This is a genomic window from Arthrobacter sp. (genome assembly GCF_048266065.1).
In the GTDB taxonomy this organism is placed as follows: domain Bacteria; phylum Actinomycetota; class Actinomycetes; order Actinomycetales; family Micrococcaceae; genus Arthrobacter_H.
The window spans coordinates 65,476-90,645 of record NZ_JBLXAH010000004.1 but is presented as its reverse complement, the minus strand read 5'-3'; the positions used below and the strand labels follow the sequence as shown (position 1 = coordinate 90,645).

The window sequence follows — 25,170 nt, the reverse complement described above, 5'->3', positions numbered from 1 at the left end:
CATTTTGCCGCTACTGGTTGGCAGGTGTCAATCAGTAATGCACCAAGACGTTGTTACTGTCGGGTAGCATGCGGATATGCACATGATCTTCCGCCTCTGGCTCATGCTCCTCAAGGCCCGCCGTCGTTCCCGGTTGGACCTGTTCGGCGTCAGCTCGCTGCCGATGCGCGCCCTGTTGACGGATATCGACATCGCCGGGCACATCAACAACGGCATGTACTTCTCGATCTTCGACCTCGGACGGTTCGACCTCATGGTCCGGGCGGGCGCCTGGGACGCGATGAGGCGCGAACGCTGGACTCCGGTGGTCCAGGCGGAGACGATCACGTTCCGCAAATCGGTGGTCTTCAACCAGCGCTTCAGCGTGGAAACCCGCATCGCCGGCATGGACGAGCGCAGCATCTACTTTGAGCAGCGCATCGTCGCCGACGGGGAGATCTACGTCAGCGCCCTGATCTGCACCCGGCTGCTGGGGCGCCAGGGGCCGGTCTCCAACGAGGAAATCCTGAAGACGATCGACGTCGAGGTGCCCGCGGACCTGGAGCTGCCCGACTGGGCGACCCGGTGGCGTGAATCGACGGCCTTGCCCGGCTCGCGCAAACCGGCCCCTCACTCCTGGGCACCGGGCCTGCGGCGGTAACCCCCGCGGCGCTGCCGGCCGGCACCCCTCAGGGCTCGAGTGCGAAGGCCGTGAGCTGGTCGCGGATCCCGTCGAAATGGCGGTGCATCAGCGTGGAGGCGAGGGGCTTGTCCTTGCTGCGGACGGCATCGAGGATGTCCCGATGGATCTTCGCGGTTTCGGCCAAACCCACCGGGTTGCTGTCGTCGCCTGCGGTTTCGATGGCGTCGTGGATGCTGCGGTAGACCTGCCAGAAGACACCGAGCAGGTTGCTCAGCAGCTCGTTCTCCAGGCAGGAGAACAACAGCCGGTGGAATTCCTGGTCGATCTCCACGAACCCCAGGCCGCGGGCCGCACGGTCTTCCATGGCGGTGGCGATGGCGTCCAGCTCCTGGAGCTGTTCCTCGTTGAGGGCATCGATGGCGGATCCGATCAACCCGGATTCCAGGGCCTGGCGGACCTCCACGAGTTCGTGCGCCTCGTGACCCTTGTGCCGCAATGACATCCGTCCCCGGAACGTGAGGCTGTCGGCCAGTGCCACCAAGTTGTTGGAGGCGACGAACATGCCGAAACCGTGCCTGATCTCCACGACCCCCAGGGCCTGGAGGACCTTGATGGCCTCGCGCAGGGTGTTTCGCCCGACCCCGAGTTCCTCCGTCAGGACGTTTTCGGTGGGGAGTGCGTCACCGGCACGCAAACCGCGTTCGATGATCAGGTCCATGATGTCGGATGTCAGCGCGCGCAGGCGCTCGTGCGCCCCGAGCCGGACGTGACGCGTCGGAGCGGTCATGGCCTTTTCCTTTCATCGGCGCCGGATCGGTGGAGCCGGCGGGGCTCCGTAGAAGCCTTGTCAAAAACCTGGGCGGGGCACTTGACCCTGCTCTGTGATTCGGCTTACAGTCTACATCATTACATCGGACATCCTACGTCCGACTTCATCGTACAGAAGAGGTCATCATGTCCCTCAGCGACTTGGCAGCCAAAGAAGGCAGCCGACGCAATTTCCTCAAGGTCTCCGGCCTGATGGGTGCCGCTGCCGCGTTCTCCGCGAGCATCGCCGCCTGCAGCGGCCCCAGTTCTTCCGGGGCCGGCGCCGCCTCCGGTGGGGCCGGCGCTGACACGCTCGAAGCCGGGATCTCCTATGCACTCTCCACCGGGTTCGACCCCATGACATCTTCGGGCGCGACCCCGTACGCGGCGAACATGCACATCTTCGAGGGCCTCGTGGACCTGCACCCGGCCACCCGCGAACCGTACCTGGCCCTGGCGGCCGAGGAACCGAAGCAGGTCGACGACACCACCTGGGAGATCAAGCTCCGCTCGGGCGCGAAGTTTCACAACGGCGACGACGTCACCGTCAAGGACGTTGTCTACTCCTTCGAGCGCGTGCTCGACACCAAGAACGCGTCGCTGTTCGCCCAGTTCGTGCCGTTCATCAAGTCCGTGAAGGCCAAAGGCAAGGACACCGTCGTCTTCACCCTCAAGTACGCCTTCCCGCTGTTCCCCACCCGGATCTCAGTGGTCAAGGTCGTCCCGGAAAAGGTCGCGAAGGCCGACCAGGCCGGCTTCGATGCCAAGCCCATCGGCTCGGGCCCCTACCAGCTGGTCTCGGCGACCAAGGACGACAAGATCGTCTTCAAGAAGTTCGACGACTACAACGGCAAGTACCCGGCCGGCGCGAAGAACATGACCTGGTACCTCCTCTCCGACGCAGCGGCCCGCGTGACCGCCGCCGAGTCGGGCCGGGTCGCGGCGATCGAGGACGTCCCCTACCTGGACGTCGACCGGCTCAAGGCCAAGATCAAGGTCGAATCGGTCCAGTCGTTCGGCCTGCTGTTCCTGATGTTCAACTGCACCCAGGCGCCCTTCGACAAGAAGGAGGTCCGCCAGGCCCTGCACTACGGCGTGGATACGGACACAATCATCAAGACGGCGCTGCTGGGCAACGCCAAGGCGGCCACGTCCTATGTCCAGGAGACCCACCCGCAGTACATCAAGGCCTCCACCGTCTACACCTACGACCAGGCCAAGGCCGAGTCGCTGCTCAAGGAGGCCGGGGTGACGTCGCTGAAGTTCGAGCTGCTCACCACCGACACCTCCTGGGTCAAGGACGTCGCCCCGCTGATCCTCGAGTCGTGGAACAAGATCCCGGGCGTGCAGGTCACCATGCGCAACCTGCAGTCGGGTGCCCTGTACGGGGAAAACGTCGACACCGGGAAGTACTCCGTGGTGGTCGCGCCCGGTGATCCCTCGGTGTTCGGCAACGACATGGACCTGCTGTTGAGCTGGTTCTACCGTGGCGACGTCTGGCCCAAGAACCGCTTCCACTGGGACAAGACGGCCGCCAACAAGAAGGTCCAGGCCAAGCTCGACGAAGCAGCCAAGACCGACGACGAGGCCAAGGCCAAGGCGGCCTGGGGCGAGATCATCAACACCGTGGCCGAGGAGGCCCCGCTGTACCCGATCTTCCACCGCCAGCTGCCCACCGCCTGGGACGAGAACAAGCTGGACGGGTTCCAGCCGTTGCCGACCACGGGTGTCTCCTTCGTCGGCGTCAAGCCCAAGGCCTAGCCACCCCCGCAGCGGCCGCACCGCCGTCGTCCCCCGATGGCGGCGGTGCGGCCCCGCTGACCTTTTCGAGTACATCCTTCCCCGACACATGGGAGTCCGACCGTGGGAACACTCCTGCGACTGCTGATGCGCCGCCTGGCTGCATTGCCGCTGATGATCCTGGGCGTCACGTTCCTGGTCTTCGTGATCCTCAAGCTCGCCCCCGGCGACGAGGCCACGATGGCCCTGGGCGAGGGCGCGAGCCTCGACGCCAAGGAGGCCTACCGCGAGGAACGCGGGCTGAACCTGCCGCTGCCGGTCCAGTACGTGGCCTTCCTGGGCCGCCTGCTGACCCTGGACTTCGGGGTGACCACCCCTCCGTCGCGCCCAGTGGCCGGCATGATCGCCCAGGCGTTCCCGCTCACGCTGCAGCTGACGGCGTTTGGCGTGGTCATCGCCGTCGTGATCTCCCTGGCGTTCGGCGTGCTCGGCGCCCTCTACCGTGACAAGCTGCCGGACCAGCTGATCCGCGTTTTCTCCATCGCCGCCGTGGCGACGCCGTCGTTCTGGTTGGGCATCCTGCTCATCCAATGGCTGGCCCTGGGCACCAACCCCGTCTTCCCCTCCGGAGGCATGCCCGGCCCGGGGGAGGGCTTCGGCGCCTGGCTGGCACATATGACGCTGCCCGCCCTCGCGCTGGCCATCCCCGTCTCCGCGTCGCTGATCCGCGTGGTGCGCACCTCCATGGTCGAGGAGCTGGACAAGGACTACGTCCGCACCGCGATCGGCAACGGCGTGCCCCGCAACGAGGTCATCTCCCGCAACGTGCTGCGCAACGCCCTGGTCACCCCGGTGACGGTGCTGGGCCTGCGCATCGGCTACCTGCTCGGCGGTGCGGTGGTCATCGAGATGATCTTCTCCCTGCCCGGCATGGGCCAGCTGATCCTCAACGGCATCACCGCCCATGACACCAACCTGGTCCAGGGCGTGGTCCTGGCGATCGCCGTGACCTTCGTGCTGGTGAACATCGCAGTGGACCTGGTGTACCTGCTCATCAACCCCCGCATTAGGACGGTGTAGCCGATGGCTCCCCTGGCACCCCGCAACGCACTGGTGGCACGCCTGAGTTCCGGCGCGACCCGCCTGACCTCGCTGACCCTTGGCTCGAAGATCGCCCTGGTCTTCCTGGTGGTCATCGCCCTGGCCGCCATCTTCGCCCCGGTCCTGGCCCCGCACAGCCCGCTGGCCTCCGGCATCCCCGCCCAGCGGCCGAGCGCCGAGAACCTCTTCGGCACCGACCGGCTGGGGCGCGACATCTTCTCCCGCCTGCTCTTCGGCGCCCGGACCTCGCTGGTCATCGGCCTGGGATCCGTGGCGCTGGCCCTGGTGCTCGGCGGGCTGCTCGGCTCGCTCGCGGCCACCAGCAGCAAATGGGCCAACGAGGTCATCATGCGCATCATGGACATGCTCATGGCCTTCCCGGGCATCGCCCTGGCCGCGGCACTGCTGGCGTCGCTGGGCAACTCCATCCCGGTCATCATCCTGGCGATCGCCATCATCTACACCCCGCAGATCGCCCGGGTGGTCCGCGCCAATGTGCTCGCCCAGTGGGACGAGGACTATTCGCGGGCCGAACGCGTCATCGGCGCCGGGCGGTTCTACATCCTCATCAAGCACATCATGCGCAACTGCGCGGCCCCCGTTCTGGTGTTCGCCACCGTCATGGTCGCGGACGCGATCATCCTGGAGGCGTCGCTGTCCTTCCTGGGTGCCGGCGTCCAGGACCCGGCACCCTCCTGGGGCAACGTCATCTCCTACGGGCGCACCCTGGTCCTGAACAACGCCTGGTGGGCCACCACCTTCGCCGGCCTGGTCATCCTGCTGACCGTCCTGGCGCTGAACATCCTCGCCGAGGGCATGACCGACGCCCTGGTCAACCCGAAGCTGCGCGGCGCCACCCCGGCCGCCGATACCGCGACCCTCGGAGTCGCCGCCGCAGGCGATGCCACCGTGCAGCACCACGGCACGGCACCCACCCCGGGCGCCACGGTCGCCGAGGACGACGACCGGGCGCTGGCCCCCGGCACTGATTCCCTGGCCACCGACCAGGGGGAAGCCGAACGACGGCGGCTGGCCACCGAACTCGACCGCCTAGCAGTGGTCGAGTCCACGCGGACCGACCGGCTCCAGCTGGCCAACGGGGGAGCGGACGCCGCACCCGTGCTGGAAGTCAGCGACCTCTCCATCCGGTTCCCTGACCGCTACGGCCAGACCCGCATCGTCGACCACGTCTCCTTCACCGTCCGCGAGGGCGAGACCATGGGGCTGGTCGGCGAATCGGGGTGTGGCAAGTCGATCACGTCGCTGGCCATCATGGGCCTGCTCCCGGCCAGTGCCCGCATCACCGGTTCCATCCGCTTCGCCGGCCGCGAGCTGCTGCCCTCCGACGGCCGCGGCGGAACCCGCGCCGGGGACCCCGGGGTCTACAAGGGGCTGCGCGGTGAACAGATCGCCATGGTCTACCAGGATGCCCTGTCCTCGCTGAACCCCTCGATGCTCATCAAGGACCAGCTGGCACAGCTGACCCGTCGTGGTGGCCGCAAGAGCCCCGCCGAGCTGCTGGAACTGGTGAAACTGGATCCGGCCCGCACGCTGAAGTCCTACCCGCACGAGCTCTCCGGCGGCCAGCGCCAACGCGTGCTCATCGCCATGGCCCTGTCCCGCAAACCCAAGCTGGTGGTCTGCGATGAACCGACCACGGCACTGGATGTCACCGTGCAGAAGCAGGTGGTCGACCTGCTCAACGAACTGCGCGAGCAGCTGGGCTTCGCCATGGTGTTCGTCAGCCACGATCTGGCCCTCGTCGCCTCGCTGGCCCACAAGGTCACCGTCATGTATGCAGGACAGGTCGTCGAATCCGGGCCGGTGCACTCGATCCTGTCGCGGCCGACCCACGAATACACCCGCGGACTGCTCGGTTCGGTCCTGTCCATCGAATCCGGTGCCGAACGCCTGCACCAGATCCCCGGAACCGTGCCCAGTCCCGGCGACTTCGCCGACGGGGACCGGTTCGCGGACCGCTCGACCCAACCGGATGCGGATCCCACCCGCAGCCTGGTCCTCACCTCAGTGGAAGGCAACGCCGACCACCTGTGGGCGATGCCAGAACCGGCAGCAAGCACCTCGAAGGGAGGCCAGGCATGAGCCAGCCAGCAACGACCGGCCACCCGGAACCGGTCATCGAACTGAAGAACCTGCACGTCCACCACCGCGCCCGCTCCGGCAAGGCCTTCAAGCCACTGGTCATCAAGGCGGTCAACGGCGTTGACTTCAGCGTTGGCCGCGGCGAAACAGTGGGCATCGTCGGTGAATCCGGCTGCGGAAAGTCCACGCTCGCCTCCGTGCTGGTCGGGCTGCAGACGCCGACCTCCGGTGAGGTGCTCTTCCGCGGGAAACCCGCGGTGAAGCGCAACGCCGCCCTCCGCAAGGATTTCGGGCGCAGCGTCTCCGTCGTCTTCCAGGACCCCGCGACGGCGTTGAACGCGCGCCTGCAGGTCCGCGACATCCTGATGGACCCGCTCGTCGTCCACGGAATCGGCACGCAGGCCAGCCGCAGCAAACGCGCTGCCGACCTGTTGGGATTGGTCGGCCTGCCGGCTTCCGCCGGTGCGGCATTCCCGAACCAGATCTCCGGCGGCCAACGCCAACGCGTCGCGATCGCCCGGGCGCTGGCCCTGGAACCGGACATCATCGTGGCCGACGAGCCGACATCCGCCTTGGACGTCTCGGTGAGGGCCCAGGTCCTGAACCTGCTCTCGGACCTGAAAAACGAATTGAACCTCGGCATGGTGTTCATCTCGCATGACATCCAGACGGTCCGCTACGTCTCCGACAGGATCTGCGTGATGAACTCCGGGGAGATCGTCGAACAGGGCCCTGCGGCCCAGGTCTTCGACACCCCGTCCAACGACTACACCCGCAAGCTGCTCGGCGCGGCGCCCTCCCTGCTCCACGCGGGGTAGCGCGCACCGAAGCGCCACCAGACACAGCCACGCCCCACCACCCAGCAGAACAGGAACCACATCCCGTGACCGCAGCAACGACCCCTGCCACCCGCACCTACTCCGGTGTCATCCCGCCGGTCGTCACCCCCCGTTCCGCAGACGGCGCCATCGACACCGCCTCCCTGGAACGCGTCGTGGACCACCTCATCGACGGCGGCGTTTCCGGGCTGTTCGTGCTCGGTTCCTCCGGAGAGGTCCCGTACCTGACCAATGTCGAGCGCGAGCTCGTCATGAAGACCATCGCCGCCCGCAACAATGGGCGCGTCCCATTGCTGGCCGGCGCCAGCGAGCAGACCACCGCACGCGTCATCGACGAAGGACGTCGCATGGTCGAGCTCGGCGCAGACGCCCTGGTGGTGACCACCCCGTTCTACGCGCTGTCCAACGCCGCGGAAATCGAGGACCACTTCCGGGCCGTCAAGTCGGCGGTCGACGTCGATCTCTTCGCCTACGACGTCCCGATCCGCACCAACGCCAAGCTGCCCCTGGACGTGGCCATCCGCCTGGCCGAGGACGGTGTCATTGCCGGTGTCAAGGACTCCTCGGGCGACGACGTCACCTTCCGGCGCCTGCTGCTGGCAACCGCCCACCTCGAGGGCTTCTCCGTCTTCACCGGGCACGAGGTCGTCGTCGACGGCGCCCTGCTCGGCGGCGCCCACGGCGTGGTGCCGGGCCTGGGCAACGTCGATCCCGCCGGCTACCGGCGCATGGTCGACGCCGAGGCCGCCGGGGACTGGGCAGCGGTGCGCCGGGAACAAGACCGCCTGGCGCAGCTGTTCACCATCGTCTTCACCCCCGACGCCAGCCGGGTCTCCGGCGGTGCCGCAGGACTGGGCGCCTTCAAGACCGCATTGGTCCTGCTCGGTATCATCGAGAACAATGCCATGAGCACGCCCATGGCCAGCCTGAACGAGTCGGAGACTGCTGCCATCGCGGACATCCTGCGTTCCGCCGGGCTGCTCTAGAGCCGAAGGAACACCGCATGACACCCCCACCGGAACTGCTCGCCTCGCTGCGCGGGCGGCTCATCGTCTCGGCCCAGGCCTATCCGGGGGAGCCGATGCGCCACCCCCAGACCATGGCGCAGGTGGCCGCCTCGGCGGTCATCGGAGGAGCGGCTGCCGTCCGCGTCCAGGGGATCGCCGACATCCAGTTCACCCGTTCCGCCGTCGAGGTCCCCGTGATCGGGCTCTGGAAGGACGGGCACGACGGGGTCTTCATCACCCCGACCGCGCACCATGCCGTCGCCGTCGCCCAGGCCGGGGCCCACATCGTCGCCCTCGACGGTACCCGGCGCCCGCGACCCGACGGGTTGACGCTGGGCCAGACCATCGCCCGGGTCAGGGACCAGTCCAACGCCTTGGTCATGGCCGACTGCGGTTCCCTCGACGATGCCCTGGCCGCTGTGGAGGCGGGAGCCGACGCCGTTGGGACCACGCTGGCCGGCTACACCGGAGAGCGGCCGAAGACCGAAGGGCCCGACCTGGAGCTGATCGCGGCGATTTCGGCCGCTGGCCCTGGGGTGCCGTTGATTGCCGAGGGCCGGATCCATACCCCAGCCCAAGCCCGGGCAGCGATCGACGCCGGCGCGTTCGCCGTCGTCGTGGGCACCGCGATCACCCACCCGAGCAGCATCACCGGCTGGTTCGATGCCGCCCTGCGCGACTCCGGTGGACAGCTGCCGTGAGCGCCGTGACGCGCGGGGTTCCTGAAGCGGGTGCCGCCGGAGCGGGCAGGTCGCCGCGCATCCTCGTGGGCGCGGACGCGCAGCACGCTGGTCGGTTGGCCGCCGGCGTCGTCCTGTCGACGGTGCGCGCCAACCCGGCGGCAGTGCTCGGGCTCGCGACCGGCTCCTCTCCGCTGCCGTTGTATGCGGCGCTGGCCGACGCGGCCGTGGATTTTTCCAGGGTGTCCGGATTCGCGCTGGATGAATACCTGGGACTGCCCGACGGGCATCCCCAGTCCTACGCCGAGGTCATCCGCACCGCTGTGACCGAACCACTGGGCCTGGATCCCCGCCGGGTCCATGTCCCGGATCCCCACGGTACAGACCACGCGGGGCACGCCGCCGAGTACGACGCGGCGATTGACGCTGCGGGTGGGGTGGACGTGCAGATCCTCGGCGTGGGATCCAACGGCCACATAGGTTTCAACGAACCCGGATCCGCATTCGACTCCCGGACCCGGGTGGTGGCGTTGGCCGAGCGGACCCGACAGGACAACGCCAGGTTCTTCGATACCCCCGATCAGGTTCCCCGGGAATGCCTCACCCAGGGGATCGCCACCATCTTCGGCGCCCGGCACCTGTTGCTCATCGCCCACGGCGCGCAGAAGGCCGAACCGGTCCGTCGGGCGCTGCACGGTCCGGTCACCGAGGACTTTCCCGCATCGATCATCCAGCGCCATCCGCGGGTGACCGTGGTCCTGGACGAAGCTGCCGCCACACTGCTCGGGCGTACATCCGCGGAGTGACAGCACCGGAGTTGTCCTTCTCATAAGGCTGTGGCCGGGATTCCCTGGGGAACCCCGGCCACAGCCTTGCCGTGCACTGCCGACGGATCGCCGGCCTGCGGCGTCCGCGCTAGCGACGCAGGTGCCGACGGGCCCTGACGAGCAGGACGGCCGGGATCGCGAGGATCAGGAGCGGCAACAGGAGCAACAGGCCCTTGGGGGAGCTGAGCATGGAGTCGGCCGTGACCGCGGCGGTGGAGCCACGCAGCTTTTCCGTTCCGCCGGCCAGTTCCATGGATCCCGAGGACAGCTTGGCCGTACCGTCGGCCAGCTTGCCGTTGCCGTCGGCGAGTTCGCCGGCTCCGTCGTTGACCTTGCCCGTACCGGCCTGCAGTGACTTCGAACCGGTATCGAGCTTGCCCAAACCGGTGTCGAGCTGGTGCGTGCCGGCGGCCAGGCGCGCTGCGCCATCATCGAGCTTCGTCGCACCCGCAGCGAGCTTGCCATTGCCGTCGGCCAGCTTGCCGGCACCGTCGCGGACCTTGACGGAGCCAGCGGCGGCCTCGTCGGCACCGGCAACCAGCTGGGGGGTCTTCCGGGCCAATTCGCCGGTGCCCTTCTGCAGCTTCACCGAACCGGCGGCGATGGCGTGGTTGCCATCGGCCAGAGCCGAGGCTCCCTTGGCGACCTTCACAGATCCAGCGCTGAGCTTGTCGGCCCCGGCACTCAACTTACCTGAACCGTTTGCCAGCGCCTTATTGCCGGTAGCGAGCTCCTTGGCGCCGGCTGAGAGCGCTTTGGTTCCGACCAACAGGCCCGGATTCTTCTTGCTTTCGCTCTGGAAACCGGTATTGATCTTGGACAGGCCAGCGTCCAGCTCCTGGGAGCCGCCATAGGCCTTCTTGCCGCCTGCATCGAGCTGGGTCAACCCAGTCGAAAGCTTCCCGGATCCGGCGTTCAGTTCACCAGCTCCGGCGTCCAGTTGCACCATTCCGGCGTAGAGCTGGGCGGTTCCCGCTTTGAGCCGGTCGGTACCGTCTGCCAACTGGGAATTACCAGCCGAAAGCTTCTGGGCTCCGGCATAGATCTGATCCAGCGCATCCATTCGCTGCGCGTACGGGACCAGATGGAGTTTCTCGAGCGCGCGCAGCTTTTTGACGCCTGCCTCGAGTTCTGCCGCGCCATCCGCCAGTTGGTGTGCACCCGGGGCTGCTTCGGCGGTCCCTTCCTTGAGCTGGTAGCTGCCGGCCAGCGCGTCGCCGGTTCCGTCCTTGAGTTTTTTGGTCCCGGCGTGGAGCTCTTGGGCTCCGGCCGAGGCGTCGGTAATACCCTCGGACAGCGTGCCAAGGCCGGTCGTCAACTTACCCGAGCCGTCCTTGGCCGCGGCTACACCGGCACCCAGCTTCTGGGCTCCGTCGTTGACCTGGCCCGCGCCAGCTGCCAATCGATCGGCGCCGTCGGATGCCTTTTCCGCGCCTGCCTGAAGCGCATCGGCTCCGTCACCCAAGGCTTGTCCTCCGGTCCCGAGTTGTCCGGCACCCGCACTGAGCTTGTCGGCACCCTCGGCGGCCTGGCCCGCTCCGTCGACGAGCTTCACGGCGCCGGCGTCGAGCTTTTTGGCTGCGCGGTCTGCGCGGCCCGCCCCTGCAGCCACCTTCTGGGATCCAACGGCCAGGCGGCCGCTTCCATCGGCAAGTGTGGTTGCGCCCTTGGCGGCGGCTCCGGCACCGGTGGACAGCTCGCCGGTGCCCGCGTGGAGCTTCTTGGCTCCGTCGTCCAGGTCCCCGGCACCGTTGTTCGCCGTGGTGATGCCGGCCGACAACTTGCCGGCGCCCTCGTCGAGTTCGCCGGTCCCCTCATGGAGCTTGGTCGCGCCGGCGGCGGCCCGGGTGGCACCTTCGTTCAATTGGGTGATTCCGGACCGGGCCTGTCCCATGCCGTTGTCCAATTTGGAGGCACCGTTGGCCACCTGGCCGGAATAGATGACGTAGAAGGCCAGCAGGGCCACCAGGAACAGGGCCAGCAGGGCGGTGATGATGGCGTGCATCAGCGAGTGCCGCTTCGCCGCGCGATGTGCATTCATGCGTCTCCTCGGAGAGGTCGTGTCGGGCCGGACGGCGCGACGCTGCCCCTTGGAGTGCGGCAGCGCACGAGCCGGCCCCCCAGCCCGGGATGTTCACCGCTGCGCCAGCCGATCCGGAAGGCGCCCGCGGAAGCCCGGACCATGGGGTCCGGGCGAAGTCAACGGTTGTGACCTGCCTTACATTGAACATACTGTTCGGTAACATTTCAAGAGGAGTCGAGAAAAAACTTACTGATGAGTAGTAATTCGAATTCCGGTCGACATATCGGGAAGGCCCCCCCAACCGGCGGCTCCACCTACACTGGATCCCATGCCCGAAACCTCCACACCAGAAGCCGTCGCCACCGCCGATAGCCACGAGCTCATCCGGGTGCGTGGCGCCCGGGAAAACAACTTGCAAGACGTCTCGGTCGACGTCCCCAAACGCAGGATCACCGTGTTCACCGGGGTCTCCGGATCGGGGAAGAGTTCGCTGGTATTCGGCACCATCGCGGCGGAATCGCAGCGGATGATCAACGAGACCTACAGTGCCTTCGTACAGGGCTTCATGCCCACCCTGGCCCGCCCCGAGGTCGACTACCTGGAGGGGTTGACCCCGGCGATCATCGTCGACCAGGAGCGCATGGGATCCAATCCCCGCTCCACCGTCGGCACCGCCACCGACGCCAACGCCATGCTGCGCATCCTCTTCAGCCGGCTGGGGGACCCCTATGTCGGTCCGCCGACGGCCTTTTCCTTCAACGTCCCCACACGCCGGGCCGGTGGGGTGATGAGCACCGAGAAGGGCGGGCGCGTCGAGAAGAAAGTCGTCAAGGATGCCGTCTACCTCGGCGGCATGTGCCCGAAGTGCGAGGGCATGGGCCAGGTCTCGGACTTCGACATGACGGCCCTGTACGACGAATCGAAGTCGTTGGCCGACGGCGCGCTGACCGTCCCCGGATATTCGATGGACGGCTGGTACGGGCGCCTGTTCTCCGGCATGGGCCTGCCGATGGACACCCCCATCGCGAAGTTCACCAAGAAGCAGCTGGACACGATGCTGTACGCCGAACCGACCAAGATCAAGGTCGATGGCGTGAACCTCACGTTTGAGGGGGTGATCCCGAAGATCCAGAAGTCGATGCTCTCCAAGGATGTCGAGGCCATGCAGCCCCACGTGCGCCGCTTCGTCGAACGCGCCATCACCTTCGGCACCTGCCCCGCCTGCGAGGGCACGCGCCTGACCCCCGAGGCCCGCTCCGCCCAGGTCAACGGCCGGGGCATCGCCGAGCTGTGTTCGATGCAGATCAGCGACCTGGCCGCCTGGGTGCGCGACCTCGACGAACCCTCCGTGGCACCCTTGCTGAAGGGCCTGCGGCACCTGCTGGACTCCTTCGTGGAGATCGGCCTGGGCTACCTGTCACTGGATCGGCCGGCCGGCACGCTCAGCGGCGGCGAGGCCCAGCGCACCAAGATGATCCGCCACCTTGGATCCTCGCTGACCGATGTCACGTACGTCTTCGACGAGCCCACCATCGGCCTGCACCCGCACGACATCGCCCGGATGAACGAACTGCTGGTGCAGCTGCGCGACAAGGGCAACACGGTCCTCGTCGTCGAACACAAGCCCGAGACCATCGCCATCGCCGACCACGTCGTGGACCTGGGGCCCGGAGCCGGAACCGCAGGTGGCACCGTCTGCTTCGAGGGCACCGTCGAGGGCCTGCGCGCCAGCGACACGGTCACCGGCCGCCACCTCGATGACCGGGCCCAGGTCAAGGACGCCGTGCGCCCCGCAACCGGTGCCCTGGAGGTCCGCGGGGCATCGAGCCACAACCTGAAGAACGTCGACGTCGACGTTCCGCTCGGCGTGCTCTGCGTCGTCACCGGTGTCGCGGGATCCGGCAAGAGTTCGCTCATCCATGGTTCGCTCGCCCAACGCGAGGGCGTCGTCGTCGTGGACCAGGGGGCCATCAAGGGATCGCGGCGCAGCAACCCCGCCACCTACACCGGGGTGCTCGAACCGCTGCGCAAGGCCTTCGCGAAGGCCAACGGCGTCAAGCCGGCGCTGTTCAGCTCCAACTCCGAAGGGGCCTGCCCCACCTGCAAGGGAGCCGGGGTGATCTTCACCGACCTGGGCATCATGGACACCGTCGAGACCCCCTGCGAGGAGTGCGAGGGCAGGCGGTTCCAGGCGGCGGTGCTCGACTACACGCTCGGGGGACGCAACATCGTCGAGGTCCTGGACATGTCGGTGGACGAGGCGCTGGACTACGTCTCCGCCGGGGAGGCCAAGACGCCGGCAGCCCACAAGATGCTCGCCCGGCTCTCCGACGTGGGCCTGGGCTACATCAAGCTCGGCCAGGCGCTGAACACCCTCTCAGGTGGCGAACGCCAGCGCCTGAAGCTCGCCAACCAGATGGCGGAGAAGGGCGACGTCTACATCCTGGACGAACCGACCACCGGCCTGCACCTGGCCGATGTGGAGAACCTGCTGGGGCTGCTGGACCGGCTGGTCGAATCCGGTAAATCGGTCATCGTGATCGAACACCACCAGGCCGTCATGGCCCACGCCGACTGGATCATCGACCTGGGCCCCGGGGCGGGGCACGACGGCGGCTCGGTGGTCTTCGAGGGCACGCCGGCAGAGCTGGTGGCAGCGAAGTCGACGACGACCGGTGAACACCTGGCCCGCTACGTGGGGGACTAGGACCAGATGATCCGGTAGCCCTCGTCGCGCACCTTCAGGACATCCAGCCCGATCTTCCGGTCGTCCCGGCCGTTGGAGATCTCGATGGGAATCAAGCTGCCACCCTGTTCGAGTTCCCGGATGTGCACGGTGCCAGGATCAATGCCCATCGATTCCGCCTGGCGGTTCAATTTCGCCAGGGCCACAGCCATGTCCTGTTTCGACTGGCGGATCGTGACCACGGCGCAAGCGGCATCAAAGTCGCCCGATTCCGCAGCCGAGAGCAGGCCCGTGACTGCCTGCTCGATGCTCGGCACCGGCCGGTGTCCGTCGCAGGACTCCGCACTGGGCCTTGAGCAGGAGGACAGCAGGCTACAGGCCAAGAGGACAACGATCCCGGCTGCAACAAACCGCTGGGGGCTGATGCGCATCCAGATCGACCTCCCTGGGGGATGTGGGACTAAGGCAGCGGCCACTCGGCGATGTCGGTGTCGACGTCCGCGAGCGTGAGCGAGCCGGTGCGCTCCGGGATGTCGAGGACCAGCGTACCGTGCACGCTGGGTCCCGGCTTCAATTCGTCGGGGAGTGCATTGCCTGCCTGCTGGCAGGAGGCCGCCGGGGTGGTGCCCAGGTCGCCGTCGAACCCTGGGCCATCGACGGGGTGGTAGGACCAGGCCTGCGGGGAGAGTGCGAGCGGGCGCTGGTGGGCATCCGGATCGTCCGCCTTCTCGAAGGTGGCTTCCACTTCCAGCAGGGCGAAGGCCCCGTGTTCCGGTTGCCCGCCATCGACCGGGCAGGTGTCCTCGACACTGATGGAGGTGACGGTCAGGCTGATGAGCGGGTTCCCCGCGGTGCCTTCCAGCTCCACCGCCTCGCCCGGCGTGTAGAGCGGAAGCCCGCGATCGCTGGTCGCCCGTCGGGGCGTTTCATGTGCCGGAATGCCAGCCTCGGGAGTCGTGGCCGACGACGTCGGGGCCTGGGCCGCGGGGGTCCGCGGGGTGGCAGGAGCGCCGTCGGTGGAGCCGCCCGGGGAAGCGGCGCCGGGGGCGCAGGAAGACAGGAGCGCGGCCGCGGCGGCGAGCGTTGCCAGCTGGGCCACGCGCGGGGCGGCTCGTCCTCGGCGGTCAAACATGCACCCATTGTCGCCCACCGGCTCCGATGGTGTCGAAAGGACGCCCCACGGGGGTAGTCTCGGCCACATGGTGCGTTTCTTCCTGCTGACATTGTTCATCGTCCTGGCGGCAGCGGCGGTGGTCGCCGCATCGTTCGGGACCATCGGCTGGATTGTCTTCGGCGTGGTGGTGCTGCTGGTGGCCGCACTGGGCGTGCACGACCTGCTGCAAACCAAGCATGCGATCCTGCGCAACTTCCCGGTGCTGGGGCGGATGCGGTACCTGCTGGAGTCGGTCCGGCCGGAAATCCAGCAGTATTTCGTGGAGCGCAATACCGACGGCCGCCCCTTCGACCGGGACACCCGCTCGCTGATCTATGCGCGGTCCAAGGGAGCCGACAGCCACAAGGCCTTCGGCACCGAACGCGATGTGAACTCCCAGGGCTACGAATTCCTCCTGCACTCCAGCGCACCGTTGGCTCCACCCGAGGAACACCACCGGGTGCGCATCGGCGGCCCGGATTGCCGCCAGCCCTACGACATCGCCCTGATGAACGTGTCCTCGATGAGTTTCGGGTCGTTGTCCAAGAATGCCGTGCTGGCCATGAACAAGGGCGCCGCGTTGGGTGGGTTCGTCCACGCAACCGGCGAGGGCGGGCTGACCCCATATCACCTCGAATACGGGGCCGACCTGTTTTGGGAAATCGGTTCCGGCTACTTCGGCTGCCGCGACGAGCACGGCAGGTTCGCGCCGGAGACCTTCCGGGAGAAGGCGGCCACCGAACAGGTCAAGGGCATCACCATCAAGCTGAGCCAGGGGGCCAAGCCGGGGCTCGGCGGTGTCCTGCCGGCCTCGAAGATCACCCAGGAAATCTCCGAGGCCCGCGGGGTGCCGATGGGGAAGGACTGCATCTCCCCGGCGTCGCATTCGGCGTTCCACACCCCGCGCGAGCTGATGGAGTTCGTCGGTCGGCTCCGTGAACTCGCCGAGGGCAAGCCGATTGGCTACAAGTTCTGCGTCGGATCCCGCACCGACGTGCTGGCCATGTGCAAGGCCATGCTGGAAACCGGGATCACCCCGGACTACATCATCATCGACGGTTCCGAGGGCGGCACCGGTGCGGCCCCGCTGGAGTACGAGGACCATGTGGGCACCCCGCTGACCGAGGGGTTGATGCTGGTGCACAACGCGCTGGTCGGGACGGGCCTGCGCGACAAGATCCGCCTCGGGGCGGCCGGCAAGGTTGCCAGCGGCAGCGACATCGTCAAGCGGCTCATCCAGGGTGCCGACTTCACCATGAGCGCGCGGTCCATGATGATGGCCACCGGCTGCATCCAGGCCCAGAAGTGCCATACGAACGAGTGCCCCGTGGGCGTGGCCACCCAGAACCCCCGCCTCATGCGCGCCCTGAACGTGGAGGACAAGGGAAACCGTGTCCACAACTACCAGAAGCTCACGGTCGCCGAGGCCGAACAGATCATGGCCTCCATGGGTGTCTCCAACCCGGCGAACCTGAACCAGCGGATGCTGCGCCGCCGCGTGGACCACCTGACCACCAGCAGCTACGCCGCGCTCTACAACTGGATGCGTCCCGGTGAACTCCTGGAGGATCCGCCGCGCGGCTGGCGCCTGGACTGGGACGAGGCAGACACCGAGCATTTCGGCGAGCACGCCCCGATTCCGTGGTTGGAGCCGACCGGGGGACAAGGGGCCGGGGAGGCCACCCGTGCCGGAGACCCCCGCCGCGACCGCCCCGACATGGCCCGTTGGGACGAGACCAGCTCCCTGTCCCAGGTCCCGGGTCCCAGCCGGGATGAGGTCGACGACACCGACACGGGCAACACCCCGCGGGTGGAGTCCTCCGGTGTCCGCCCCGAAGGGCGCCCGGGCGGATAGGCAGGACGGGCCGGCCACCGGAGGGCGGAGGCAGCACCATGAAGATCGACCTGAAGAAGGACCGCAGGGACCTCTACCTGCCGGGATCGAAGGACTTCGTGGAGGTCCTCGTCCCGCCGATCACCTACTTGGCGGTCGACGGCCACGGGGACCCGAACACCTCGGCCGCCTACCCGCTGGCGGTCCAGGCCCTCTATGCGAGCGCCTATGCGGTCAAGTTCGCCCTCCGGGCGCGCACGGGCGAGGACTTCGTCGTCGGGCCGCTCGAGGGGTTGTGGTCCAGCCCCGACCCCACGGCCTTCACCGCCGGCCGCAAGCAGGAATGGGACTGGACGATGTTGAGCCCGCTCCCCGGCGTCGTCGGGGACCGCGATGTCGAGGCGGGCCGCGAGGCGGCGGCCCGGAAGAAGCCAGGGCTGGACCTCTCCGGGGTGCGGGTCCTGGACTACGACGAGGGCCGTTCGCTGCAGATCCTGCACATCGGCCCCTATGACACCGAAGCCCCCACCCTGGCCCGGCTGCACCACGAGGTCATGCCCGCCGCCGGGCTGGCCTTCAATGGCAGGCACCACGAGATCTACCTCGGCGACCCGCGCCGGGCGTCCCCCGCGACCTTGCGGACCGTGCTCCGCCAGCCGGTCACGCCGATCGGGTGATTGCCGCGGCCCGGCCTATTCGTATTCGGCCAGGACCTTCTGCCCGATCTTGAACGCCACGTTGGCCGCCGGCACCGAACAGTAGATGGCGCACTGCAGGAAGACCTCCTTGATCTCCTCCGCTGTCATCCCGTTGCGCAGGGCGGCGTGCACGTGCATTTCCAGCTCTTCCCAGTAGCCGCCGGCGATCATGGCGGTCAGCGTGATGGCCGAGCGGGTGGTGCGGGGCAGTCCCTCGCGGGTCCAGATCGTCCCCCACGCGTAGCGGGTGATCATCTCCTGGAATTCCTCGGTGAACTCCGTGGCGTTGGCCGTGGAACGGTCCACGTGGTCGGCACCGAGCACTTCGCGGCGGACCACCATGCCGTCGTCGTACCGGTCCCCGGGCAGGCGGTTGGATTCAGCCACGGGGCGCGCCCTGGGTGGTGAAGAAGTCGATGAGCAGCGCAGCGGTCGCCTCGGGATCCTCGGCCGGGGCCAGATGGGCCGCCGGCTCCACGACGGCGGAGCGCCCGTTGGCGACGTGGGCCGCCAGGAACTCCGCGTCGGACGGCGGGCAGACCACGTCGTGGGCACCGGCGATGGCCAGCAGGGGATCGGTGATCGAACCGAGCCCGGAGGTCAGGTCGAACCCGGCCAGGGCGGCGCAGGCATGGGCGTAGGAGAAGCGGTCAGCATCCTGCAGGGTGTGCAGCAGGTCGGCGGAGACCACCGGGTGGGATTCGATGAAGCCGGGGCCGAACCAGCGCTCCGCGGAACCGGCCACCATGGTGGGGGTGCCCGCCTTCGCGACGAGTTCGGCACGGTCGGTCCAGCCCTGGGGGGTGCCGATCCTGGCCGCCGAGCAGATGATCGCCAGCCCGGAGAACAGCCCGGGGTGGTCGTGGCCAAGCTGGATGCCGGTGGCTCCGCCAATGGAGACCCCGGCGTAGTAGACCGGCGTTTCGGCGGCGATGGTGCCGTCGGCGCGCAGGCGCTCCAGCAGGGCGACGACGGCGGAGGCGAGCTCTGCCATGCTGAAGTCACCGGTGGAGGCGGGGGCGCCGCCGTGGCCCGGCAGATCCCAGGCGAAGAGGTCGAAGTGCCCGGCCAGCAGGGGGGCGATGGGGCCCCACAGGGCCTTGGCGCCGGTGCCCAGGGAGGGGCCCAGCAGCAGTGCGGGTTTGGCGGTGGAGCCGGTGGGTGCACCGGCGATCTGGTTCAGCGCGAGTCCGCGCAACATCGGTTCGGTCATGGGTCCTTCTGCCTGGTTTCTCGGTGGTGCTCGATGGTGGTCTGGTGGGGCCGTTTGATCAGCCGGCGGTAGCCGACCAGGCTGCATGGTCGGCCAGGATCCGCTCGATGAACGTCCCGGTTTGGCCGAGGTAGCCGGCCGGGTCGAAGAGGGACTCGAAGTCGGCGTCGGGCAGTGCGCTGGCGGGGACCGCTGCGCGCAGCAGGGGCCGCAACGCCAGGCCCTCGGTGAGCGAGCGGGTGACCAGCTCCTGCACGGTGGCCTTCCCGCCGTCGACCAGCGGTGCCAGCCGCGAGGTGATCCGTTCGCTGAGCAGCAGGTCACCGGTCAGGGCGGCGTTGGCGGCCAAGGCCCCGGGGTGGACCTGCAGGCCGGTGGCCAGTTCCGCGAGTTTGGCGCAGGCGCCGCCGGTCAGGCGGAGCAGGGATCGCAGGGCGGCCCATTCGCTGTGCCAGGAACCGTCGGGGCGCTCGTCGACGGCCAGGGAGGCGGCCAGGAACAGCTGCGCCACCTGGTGCGGGGCAGTCAGTGCCGCCTGGTGGATGAGCACGGAGAGCACGGGGTTCTGCTTTTGCGGCATGGCGGAGGAGCCGCCGCGGCCGGGGGCCCGGGGTTCGGAGACCTCGGCGATCTCCGGCCGGGAGGCGGTGAGCACGTCGGCGGCCAGGGTTCCTGCGGCGGCTGTGGTGTCCGCCAGGGCGGCACCGAGCCCGGTGACTGGCATCCTGTTGGTGTGCCAGGGGGTGCCGGGATCCACCAGCCCCAGCCGCTGCGCCAGCGCGGTGACCAGTTCGGGGACCGGGGCACCGCCGTCGTGTTCTGCCTGCAGCGAGTCGGTGAGCGAGGCGAGCGTACCGACGGCGCCGCCCCATTGCACGGGCAGCGCGGCCAGGGCGGCGTCGAGGCGCCGGCCGGCTGCGGTGAGGCCCGCGAGCCAGTTGGCGGCGCGCAGCCCGAACGTGGTGGGCAGTGCATGCTGGGTCAGCGACCTCGCGACGCAGATCGTGTCGCGGTGGGCTTCGGCCAGCCGGGCCACGCCGGCGGCTGCGGTGGCCAGGTCGGCGCGGATCGTGGCGCCGGCCCGGGAGGCCACGAGCATCAGCGCCGTGTCGACGATGTCCTGGCTGGTGGCCCCGCGGTGCACCACGGCCGCGGCCTCGGCGGAGCCCGCGGCCTTCAGTTCGGCGCGCAGGTCGGCCAGCAGCGGGATCAGCGGGTTGCCGCCGCCGGCCGAACGGCGGGCCACGTCCGCCAGGTCATACAGGGAGGCATCCGCCGCGGCATCGACGGCGTCGGCTGCCTCCGGCGGGCAGTGGCCCGCATCGGCGAGCACTCCCACCCAGGCGGCCTCGACGTCGAGCAGTGCCTGCGCGACCGCCGTGTCCGAGGTCGCGGCGGCCACGGGGGTGCCGGCCCACGCGGGGTCCAGCAGGCCGAAATCGGCGTCGGTCATCATGGCCTTCAAACTAGCAGGTCACCCGTTCAGGACCGCGGGTAGGACAGGAACGCCGTCTCGTGCCCACCCTGCAGGTGGACGTCGAAGCGCAGCGACCCGTCGGCCTCGCGGGTGGCGATCAGCGTCTGCCGGTCGGCGGCATCCAGCGAGGCCAGCAGCGGGTCGGCGGCCAACGCCGCGGTGTCCTCCGGCAGGTAGATGCGGGTGAACAGCCGGTTGAGCAGGCCACGGGCGAACACCGTGAGCATGATGAACGGTGCCTTGCCCTCCCCGGTGGCCCCGGGGTTCAGCGTGGTGAAGGTGTAGTTGCCCTCGTTGTCCACCGCGGTGCGGCCGAAGCCGGTGAACGTGTACCCGTCGCGCAGCAGCGAGCCGGCCTGCTGGACGACCTGGCCCTGCTCGTCGGCCTGCCAGATCTCCAACAGGGCATCCGGGATCACGGCCCCCTCGCCGTCGTACACCGTGCCATGCAGGCGCACGGCCCCGGCGCGGGAGGGGTTCACCAGTTCGTTGTCGCGTTCGTAGGGCAGGGCGTAGCCGTAGAACGGGCCGATCGTCTGGCCCGGGGTGGCGGTGAGCTTGACCTCTGGTGCCGGTGCCATCTAGTGGTCCCCTTCTTCGTTTTCCATCCAGGTGCGGTTGCTGCCGGTCAGCACGATGTCCCAGCGGTAGCCGGTGGCCCATTCGTGGCTGGTGACCGAGTGGTCGTAGGTGGCCACGAGCGCGTCGCGGGCCTTCGCGTCGGTGATCGACTGGTAGATCGGGTCCAGCCCGAACAGCGGATCGCCCGGGAAGTACATCTGGGTGATCATCCGCTGGGTGAAGTCGGTGCCGAAGAGCGAGAAGTGGATGTGGGCCGGGCGCCAGGCGTTGTGGTGGTTCTTCCACGGGTAGGGGGCCGGCTTGATGGTGGTGAACGTGTATTCGCCGTCGTCCCCGGTCAGCGCCCGGCCGACCCCGGTGAAGTTCGGGTCGATCGGGGCCGGGTGCTGGTCCCGCTTGTGGATGTAGCGCCCGGCGGCGTTGGCCTGCCAGATCTCCACCAGCTGGTTGCGCACCGGGTGCCCGTCGCCGTCGAGCACGCGGCCGGTGACGACGATGCGCTCGCCGACCGGTTCGCCGTTGTGCTGGATGGTCAGATCCGACTCCAGGGCGTGCACATCGCGCTGGCCGAACGCCGGGCTGTACAGCTCGATGGTCTCCGGGTCGGCGTGGTGCAGCGACTTGGTGGGGTGGCGCAGCAGCGAGCTGCGGTATGGGGCGAAGTCGGTGCGCGGCTGGGTCTCCGGCGCGCCGCCGGCCCGCAGCGAGGCGGCGTAGGCGTCGTGCTCGGCGGCGATCTCGGCGCTGATCGCCTCCTGGGTGGCCGTGCTGGCCGCCGGATCCAGGACATGGCTGTCGTTGAACGATTCGGAGCCGGTGGTGGTGCTGGTCATCGAATCTGCTCCTTACTTCAGGTGGTGGGTGATGGGGGAAGAGGACGACGGCGGCGCGATGCTAGGCATGCGGCCACCCGGTGTAGGACTCGGCGAGGTACTGCTGGCCGAACCGCGAGGACGTGACGGTCTCCAGTTCGCCCAGGGCCCGGCGGAGCAGGAACGGGTTGGCATCCGGTGGGGTGTGCAGCATGGAGGTCATCCAGTAGGAGAAGTTCTGGGCCTTCCACACGCGTTTGAGCGCCAGGTCCGAATAGCCCTCCAGCAGGGTGTCCGATCCCGTGGAGTAGAACGAATCGATCGCCTCGAACAGGACCTTCACGTCGGCCAACGCCAGGTTCAGGCCCTTGGCGCCCGTGGGAGGGACGGTGTGCCCGGCGTCCCCGGCCAGGAAGAGCCGGCCGTGGCTGAGCGGTTCGCGGACGAAGGAGCGGAACCCCAGCACCGTCTTGTCGAAGATGGGGCCGGTCTTCAGCTCGAAGCCGTCGGGCCCGTCGACGCGGCGCTGGAGCTCGGACCAGATCCTGTCATCGCTCCAGGCTGAGACGTCCTCGGCCGGATCGCACTGGAAGTACATGCGCTGGACGGTGTCGCTGCGCTGGCTGATCAGTGCGAAGCCGTGCGGGGAGTTGGCGTAGACCAGCTCGGGGGAGCTCTTGGGGGCCTCGGTGAGGATGCCGAACCAGGCGAAGGGGTATTCGACCTTGAAATCCTGGTGGCCGGGGACCTCGACGTTGCGGCGGCTGAAGCTGCGTGAACCGTCGGCCCCGACCACGATGTCGCAGCGGACCTCGGTGGTGGCGCCCTCGGCGTCGGTGAAGGTGAAGGAGGGGTGCTCCGTCTCGACGTCGGAGATGGAGGTGACCTCGCAGGAGAACCGCACGTCACCGCCGTCGCGCTGGCGTGCCGCCGCCAGGTCGACGAAGACCTCGTTCTGGGCGTAGAGGGTGACGGTGGCGTCGACGAGGTCGCGGAAATCCAGGGGGTGGGATTCGCCGTTGAACCGCAGGTCGATGCCGGCATGTTCGTCGCCGTCGACCAGGACCCGGCCGTCGACACCGGAACCGGTGAGCAGGTCGACGGATCCCGCCTCGAGGATGCCGGCCCGGTGGGTGTTGCGGATGGTCTCATGGTCACGGGACTCGACGACGATGTTCTCGATGCCGGCCTTCGCCAGGAGGTGGGAGAGCAGCAGGCCGGCGGGGCCGCCGCCGATGATGCCCACGCGGGTCCGCACCACGGTGGGGGATGCCGATGGCATGCGCGCTCCTTTGCGGTCAGGGGTCGGGCTGCGGTGCGACGACTGGTGTCGGCACCCGGTGCCCGTTGGATTGGGTCCAGTGTGCGCTGTCGCGTGGCTCACACGCCAAGGTGATCCCGTTCAATGGGAATCATCAGGTCAACGGACGGGGAAGGCCGCCTTGTTGAGCAGGCGGAGGAATTCCGCCTTTTCGCCGGCGTCCAGACCGGCCAGTGAAATGTCCTCCGATTCGCCGGTCAGGGCGCGGGCCCGCGCATACAGGGCGGTGCCGGCTGCGCTCGACTCGATGAGCTTGGAGCGCCGGTCGGTGGGGTCGGGGATCCGCTGGACGAGACCCTCCTTCTCCAGGGAGTCCACGAGCGCGACGATCTGGCTGGGATCGAGCGAGAGGAATTCGGCCAGCTCGCGTTGGGTCGGGCGCAGGCCGCTGCACGCCAGGGAGAGCACGGAGTAGGAGCGCACCCGCAATCCGAGCGGGGCCAACCGCTCGTTCGCGATGGACGAACCGCGCGACCGGGCGCGGGCGATCAGGAAGCTGGCCTCGCCGGCCAGCTCCGAGGCCAGGAAGCGATCGGTGCCGCTCGTTGCAGGTGCCGTGGGGGTCGTCATGGGAGCTCCGAAACATTCGATGAGTTAATTAATGGTTGACTTAATCAAGAATATCAGTTGTCATCTAACCAACACCAGAATCCCACGTGGCCGTCGGCCCGGCAACGTCGCCGGCGGGCATCGACCCGAAGGAGAGCCCCCATGTCCCTCACTGGAAAAGTAGCCATCGTCACCGGCAGCGGCCGCGGACTCGGACTGGCCTATGCCCGTGAACTCGCCCGCCAGGGGGCTGCCGTCGTCGTCAATGACGTCGACGCCGAGGTGGCCGCCGAGGCCGTTGCGGCGATCAAGGCCGACGGGGGCCGTGCCACCGCCGTGGTCGCCCCGGTCGGGAGCTCGGAAGCCGCGGCACAGCTGGTCGCCGGCGCACTGGAGGCCTTCGGCCGGCTCGACATCCTGGTCACCAACGCCGGGATCCTGCGGGACAAGTCGTTGCTGAAGATGACCGACGAGGACTTCGATGCCGTCATCAACGTCCACCTGCGCGGGACGTTCACCTGCGTCCGCGAGGCCTTCGGGTATTTCAAGGACAACGGCATCGCCGGACGCATCATCACCATCGGCTCCCCCACGGGCCAGCGCGGAAACTTCGGCCAGACCAACTATGCGGCCGCCAAGGCGGGCATCGTGGGCATGGTGCGCACCTGGGCGCTGGAGATGAAGCGCGCCGGAGTCACCGCCAACGCGGTGATCCCCGTCGCCGCCACGGCCATGACCAAGACGGTCCCGTACTTCGCCAAGGCCGTCGAGGCCGACGAACGCGGGGAGGCCATGCCCGGCTTCTTCCGCCAGGAGCTGGGCTTCGGAACCGCCGACGACGTCGCCGGCCTCGTGGCCTACCTCGCCTCGGACGATGCTGCAGGAATCAACGGCCAGGTGATCGGCGTCGGCGGTGACCGGTTGCAGCTCTGGAGCCACCCCGAGGCCATCGCCACCGAATACCACGACGGCGGCTGGGACTACGAGACACTGCGTTCGGGCTACCCCTTCGCCGGGCAGGCGCAGGGTGTCGGGGAGAAGTTCCCCGAGCTGCCCGAGGACCTGCAGCCGACGCCGGCAGCGGCGAAGTAGGCAG

23 protein-coding genes are annotated in these 25,170 nt (G+C 68.3%); 12 read left to right on the top strand and 11 right to left on the bottom strand.

The genetic code is table 11. The features are described 5' to 3' along the window. The first annotated feature begins 76 nt into the window (after positions 1-76). Positions 77-640 carry an acyl-CoA thioesterase gene (locus tag ACN0TP_RS07910; protein WP_417218307.1) on the top strand — a complete coding sequence of 188 codons (564 nt, stop codon included), beginning with the start codon at positions 77-79 and terminating at the stop codon, positions 638-640. 28 nt (positions 641-668) lie between these two features. On the opposite strand, the gene ACN0TP_RS07905 is transcribed toward ACN0TP_RS07910, so the two are convergent. Beyond that, entirely contained in the window at positions 669-1,409 is a 741-nt protein-coding gene (locus tag ACN0TP_RS07905) for a FadR/GntR family transcriptional regulator (protein ID WP_417218306.1), read from the bottom strand. A 167-nt stretch (positions 1,410-1,576) separates the two neighbouring features. Here ACN0TP_RS07905 and ACN0TP_RS07900 point away from each other — a divergent pair, with 167 nt between their 5' ends. From ACN0TP_RS07900 to ACN0TP_RS07870, 7 genes are all read left to right on the top strand, one after another. Next, the gene (locus tag ACN0TP_RS07900) at positions 1,577-3,190 is read left to right on the top strand and encodes an ABC transporter substrate-binding protein (protein WP_417218305.1); all 1,614 of its coding nucleotides are present in this window, start codon (positions 1,577-1,579) and stop codon (positions 3,188-3,190) included. Between the two features lie 102 nt (positions 3,191-3,292). Beyond that, complete coding sequence (locus ACN0TP_RS07895) at positions 3,293-4,249, top strand: ABC transporter permease (protein ID WP_417218304.1); 957 nt, start codon at positions 3,293-3,295, stop codon at positions 4,247-4,249. A gap of 3 nt (positions 4,250-4,252) precedes the next feature. Continuing rightward, a complete protein-coding gene (locus ACN0TP_RS07890; protein ID WP_417218303.1) occupies positions 4,253-6,373 on the top strand; it encodes a dipeptide/oligopeptide/nickel ABC transporter permease/ATP-binding protein in 2,121 nt (706 codons plus the stop codon). Continuing rightward, on the top strand, positions 6,370-7,191 hold the full coding sequence (locus ACN0TP_RS07885) for an ABC transporter ATP-binding protein (RefSeq protein WP_417218302.1): 822 nt from the start codon (positions 6,370-6,372) through the stop codon (positions 7,189-7,191). The genes ACN0TP_RS07890 and ACN0TP_RS07885 overlap by 4 nt, the downstream gene beginning before the upstream one ends. Positions 7,192-7,256: 65 nt before the next feature. Continuing rightward, complete coding sequence (locus ACN0TP_RS07880; RefSeq protein ID WP_417218301.1) at positions 7,257-8,198, top strand: dihydrodipicolinate synthase family protein; 942 nt, start codon at positions 7,257-7,259, stop codon at positions 8,196-8,198. 17 nt (positions 8,199-8,215) lie between these two features. Beyond that, positions 8,216-8,920: an N-acetylmannosamine-6-phosphate 2-epimerase gene (locus ACN0TP_RS07875; RefSeq protein ID WP_417218300.1), complete on the top strand. Its 705-nt coding sequence runs from the start codon at positions 8,216-8,218 to the stop codon at positions 8,918-8,920. Between the two features lie 5 nt (positions 8,921-8,925). Then, positions 8,926-9,705 (top strand): glucosamine-6-phosphate deaminase, encoded by a 780-nt coding sequence (locus ACN0TP_RS07870; protein WP_417218555.1) that lies wholly within the window; start codon positions 8,926-8,928, stop codon positions 9,703-9,705. A gap of 109 nt (positions 9,706-9,814) precedes the next feature. Here the strand turns inward: ACN0TP_RS07870 and ACN0TP_RS07865 are convergent, their stop codons facing one another. Next, positions 9,815-11,767 (bottom strand): hypothetical protein, encoded by a 1,953-nt coding sequence (locus ACN0TP_RS07865; RefSeq protein ID WP_417218299.1) that lies wholly within the window; start codon positions 11,765-11,767, stop codon positions 9,815-9,817. Positions 11,768-12,077: 310 nt separating this feature from the next. Here ACN0TP_RS07865 and ACN0TP_RS07860 point away from each other — a divergent pair, with 310 nt between their 5' ends. After that, on the top strand, positions 12,078-14,456 hold the full coding sequence (locus tag ACN0TP_RS07860) for an ATP-binding cassette domain-containing protein (RefSeq protein ID WP_417218298.1): 2,379 nt from the start codon (positions 12,078-12,080) through the stop codon (positions 14,454-14,456). On the opposite strand, the gene ACN0TP_RS07855 is transcribed toward ACN0TP_RS07860, so the two are convergent. Both ACN0TP_RS07855 and ACN0TP_RS07850 read right to left on the bottom strand, forming a co-directional pair. Continuing rightward, complete coding sequence (locus ACN0TP_RS07855; RefSeq protein WP_417218297.1) at positions 14,453-14,866, bottom strand: hypothetical protein; 414 nt, start codon at positions 14,864-14,866, stop codon at positions 14,453-14,455. The genes ACN0TP_RS07860 and ACN0TP_RS07855 overlap by 4 nt on opposite strands. A 29-nt stretch (positions 14,867-14,895) precedes the next feature. Then, the gene (locus tag ACN0TP_RS07850) at positions 14,896-15,567 is read right to left on the bottom strand and encodes a hypothetical protein (RefSeq protein ID WP_417218296.1); all 672 of its coding nucleotides are present in this window, start codon (positions 15,565-15,567) and stop codon (positions 14,896-14,898) included. 67 nt (positions 15,568-15,634) lie between these two features. Here ACN0TP_RS07850 and ACN0TP_RS07845 point away from each other — a divergent pair, with 67 nt between their 5' ends. Next, on the top strand, positions 15,635-17,443 hold the full coding sequence (locus tag ACN0TP_RS07845; protein WP_417218295.1) for an FMN-binding glutamate synthase family protein: 1,809 nt from the start codon (positions 15,635-15,637) through the stop codon (positions 17,441-17,443). A gap of 38 nt (positions 17,444-17,481) precedes the next feature. Continuing rightward, positions 17,482-18,099: a GyrI-like domain-containing protein gene (locus ACN0TP_RS07840; protein WP_417218294.1), complete on the top strand. Its 618-nt coding sequence runs from the start codon at positions 17,482-17,484 to the stop codon at positions 18,097-18,099. A 15-nt stretch (positions 18,100-18,114) separates the two neighbouring features. Here the strand turns inward: ACN0TP_RS07840 and pcaC are convergent, their stop codons facing one another. The 7 genes from pcaC to ACN0TP_RS07805 form a co-directional block, all read right to left on the bottom strand. Next, entirely contained in the window at positions 18,115-18,507 is a 393-nt protein-coding gene (gene pcaC, locus ACN0TP_RS07835; protein WP_417218293.1) for a 4-carboxymuconolactone decarboxylase, read from the bottom strand. Beyond that, a complete protein-coding gene (locus ACN0TP_RS07830; RefSeq protein ID WP_417218292.1) occupies positions 18,500-19,333 on the bottom strand; it encodes an alpha/beta fold hydrolase in 834 nt (277 codons plus the stop codon). Before ACN0TP_RS07830 ends, pcaC begins: the two co-directional genes overlap by 8 nt. A 58-nt stretch (positions 19,334-19,391) precedes the next feature. Further along, a complete protein-coding gene (locus tag ACN0TP_RS07825) occupies positions 19,392-20,789 on the bottom strand; it encodes a lyase family protein (RefSeq protein ID WP_417218291.1) in 1,398 nt (465 codons plus the stop codon). A 26-nt stretch (positions 20,790-20,815) separates the two neighbouring features. Continuing rightward, positions 20,816-21,391, bottom strand: a complete 576-nt coding sequence (gene pcaG / locus ACN0TP_RS07820; RefSeq protein WP_417218290.1) for a protocatechuate 3,4-dioxygenase subunit alpha — start codon at positions 21,389-21,391, stop codon at positions 20,816-20,818. After that, positions 21,392-22,225 carry a protocatechuate 3,4-dioxygenase subunit beta gene (gene pcaH, locus ACN0TP_RS07815; protein ID WP_417218289.1) on the bottom strand — a complete coding sequence of 278 codons (834 nt, stop codon included), beginning with the start codon at positions 22,223-22,225 and terminating at the stop codon, positions 21,392-21,394. It lies immediately after the preceding gene. Positions 22,226-22,286: 61 nt separating this feature from the next. Beyond that, the gene (locus ACN0TP_RS07810) at positions 22,287-23,486 is read right to left on the bottom strand and encodes a 4-hydroxybenzoate 3-monooxygenase (protein ID WP_417218288.1); all 1,200 of its coding nucleotides are present in this window, start codon (positions 23,484-23,486) and stop codon (positions 22,287-22,289) included. Between the two features lie 138 nt (positions 23,487-23,624). Continuing rightward, complete coding sequence (locus ACN0TP_RS07805; protein WP_417218287.1) at positions 23,625-24,095, bottom strand: MarR family winged helix-turn-helix transcriptional regulator; 471 nt, start codon at positions 24,093-24,095, stop codon at positions 23,625-23,627. A 141-nt stretch (positions 24,096-24,236) separates the two neighbouring features. Here ACN0TP_RS07805 and ACN0TP_RS07800 point away from each other — a divergent pair, with 141 nt between their 5' ends. Next, positions 24,237-25,166: an SDR family NAD(P)-dependent oxidoreductase gene (locus tag ACN0TP_RS07800; protein ID WP_417218286.1), complete on the top strand. Its 930-nt coding sequence runs from the start codon at positions 24,237-24,239 to the stop codon at positions 25,164-25,166. Positions 25,167-25,170 lie beyond the last annotated feature (4 nt).

What these genes read in the sequence shown, in the direction of transcription:
- ACN0TP_RS07910 (WP_417218307.1), top strand. Translation starts at nt 77, where the DNA reads ATGCACATGATCTTCCGCCTCTGGCTCATGCTCCTCAAGGCCCGCCGT.
- ACN0TP_RS07905 (WP_417218306.1), bottom strand. Translation starts at nt 1,409, where the DNA reads ATGACCGCTCCGACGCGTCACGTCCGGCTCGGGGCGCACGAGCGCCTG.
- ACN0TP_RS07900 (WP_417218305.1), top strand. Translation starts at nt 1,577, where the DNA reads ATGTCCCTCAGCGACTTGGCAGCCAAAGAAGGCAGCCGACGCAATTTC.
- ACN0TP_RS07890 (WP_417218303.1), top strand. Translation starts at nt 4,253, where the DNA reads ATGGCTCCCCTGGCACCCCGCAACGCACTGGTGGCACGCCTGAGTTCC.
- ACN0TP_RS07885 (WP_417218302.1), top strand. Translation starts at nt 6,370, where the DNA reads ATGAGCCAGCCAGCAACGACCGGCCACCCGGAACCGGTCATCGAACTG.
- ACN0TP_RS07875 (WP_417218300.1), top strand. Translation starts at nt 8,216, where the DNA reads ATGACACCCCCACCGGAACTGCTCGCCTCGCTGCGCGGGCGGCTCATC.
- ACN0TP_RS07865 (WP_417218299.1), bottom strand. Translation starts at nt 11,767, where the DNA reads ATGAATGCACATCGCGCGGCGAAGCGGCACTCGCTGATGCACGCCATC.
- ACN0TP_RS07860 (WP_417218298.1), top strand. Translation starts at nt 12,078, where the DNA reads ATGCCCGAAACCTCCACACCAGAAGCCGTCGCCACCGCCGATAGCCAC.
- ACN0TP_RS07855 (WP_417218297.1), bottom strand. Translation starts at nt 14,866, where the DNA reads ATGCGCATCAGCCCCCAGCGGTTTGTTGCAGCCGGGATCGTTGTCCTC.
- ACN0TP_RS07850 (WP_417218296.1), bottom strand. Translation starts at nt 15,567, where the DNA reads ATGTTTGACCGCCGAGGACGAGCCGCCCCGCGCGTGGCCCAGCTGGCA.
- ACN0TP_RS07845 (WP_417218295.1), top strand. Translation starts at nt 15,635, where the DNA reads ATGGTGCGTTTCTTCCTGCTGACATTGTTCATCGTCCTGGCGGCAGCG.
- ACN0TP_RS07840 (WP_417218294.1), top strand. Translation starts at nt 17,482, where the DNA reads ATGAAGATCGACCTGAAGAAGGACCGCAGGGACCTCTACCTGCCGGGA.
- ACN0TP_RS07830 (WP_417218292.1), bottom strand. Translation starts at nt 19,333, where the DNA reads ATGACCGAACCGATGTTGCGCGGACTCGCGCTGAACCAGATCGCCGGT.
- ACN0TP_RS07825 (WP_417218291.1), bottom strand. Translation starts at nt 20,789, where the DNA reads ATGATGACCGACGCCGATTTCGGCCTGCTGGACCCCGCGTGGGCCGGC.
- pcaG (WP_417218290.1), bottom strand. Translation starts at nt 21,391, where the DNA reads ATGGCACCGGCACCAGAGGTCAAGCTCACCGCCACCCCGGGCCAGACG.
- pcaH (WP_417218289.1), bottom strand. Translation starts at nt 22,225, where the DNA reads ATGACCAGCACCACCACCGGCTCCGAATCGTTCAACGACAGCCATGTC.
- ACN0TP_RS07810 (WP_417218288.1), bottom strand. Translation starts at nt 23,486, where the DNA reads ATGCCATCGGCATCCCCCACCGTGGTGCGGACCCGCGTGGGCATCATC.
- ACN0TP_RS07805 (WP_417218287.1), bottom strand. Translation starts at nt 24,095, where the DNA reads ATGACGACCCCCACGGCACCTGCAACGAGCGGCACCGATCGCTTCCTG.
- ACN0TP_RS07800 (WP_417218286.1), top strand. Translation starts at nt 24,237, where the DNA reads ATGTCCCTCACTGGAAAAGTAGCCATCGTCACCGGCAGCGGCCGCGGA.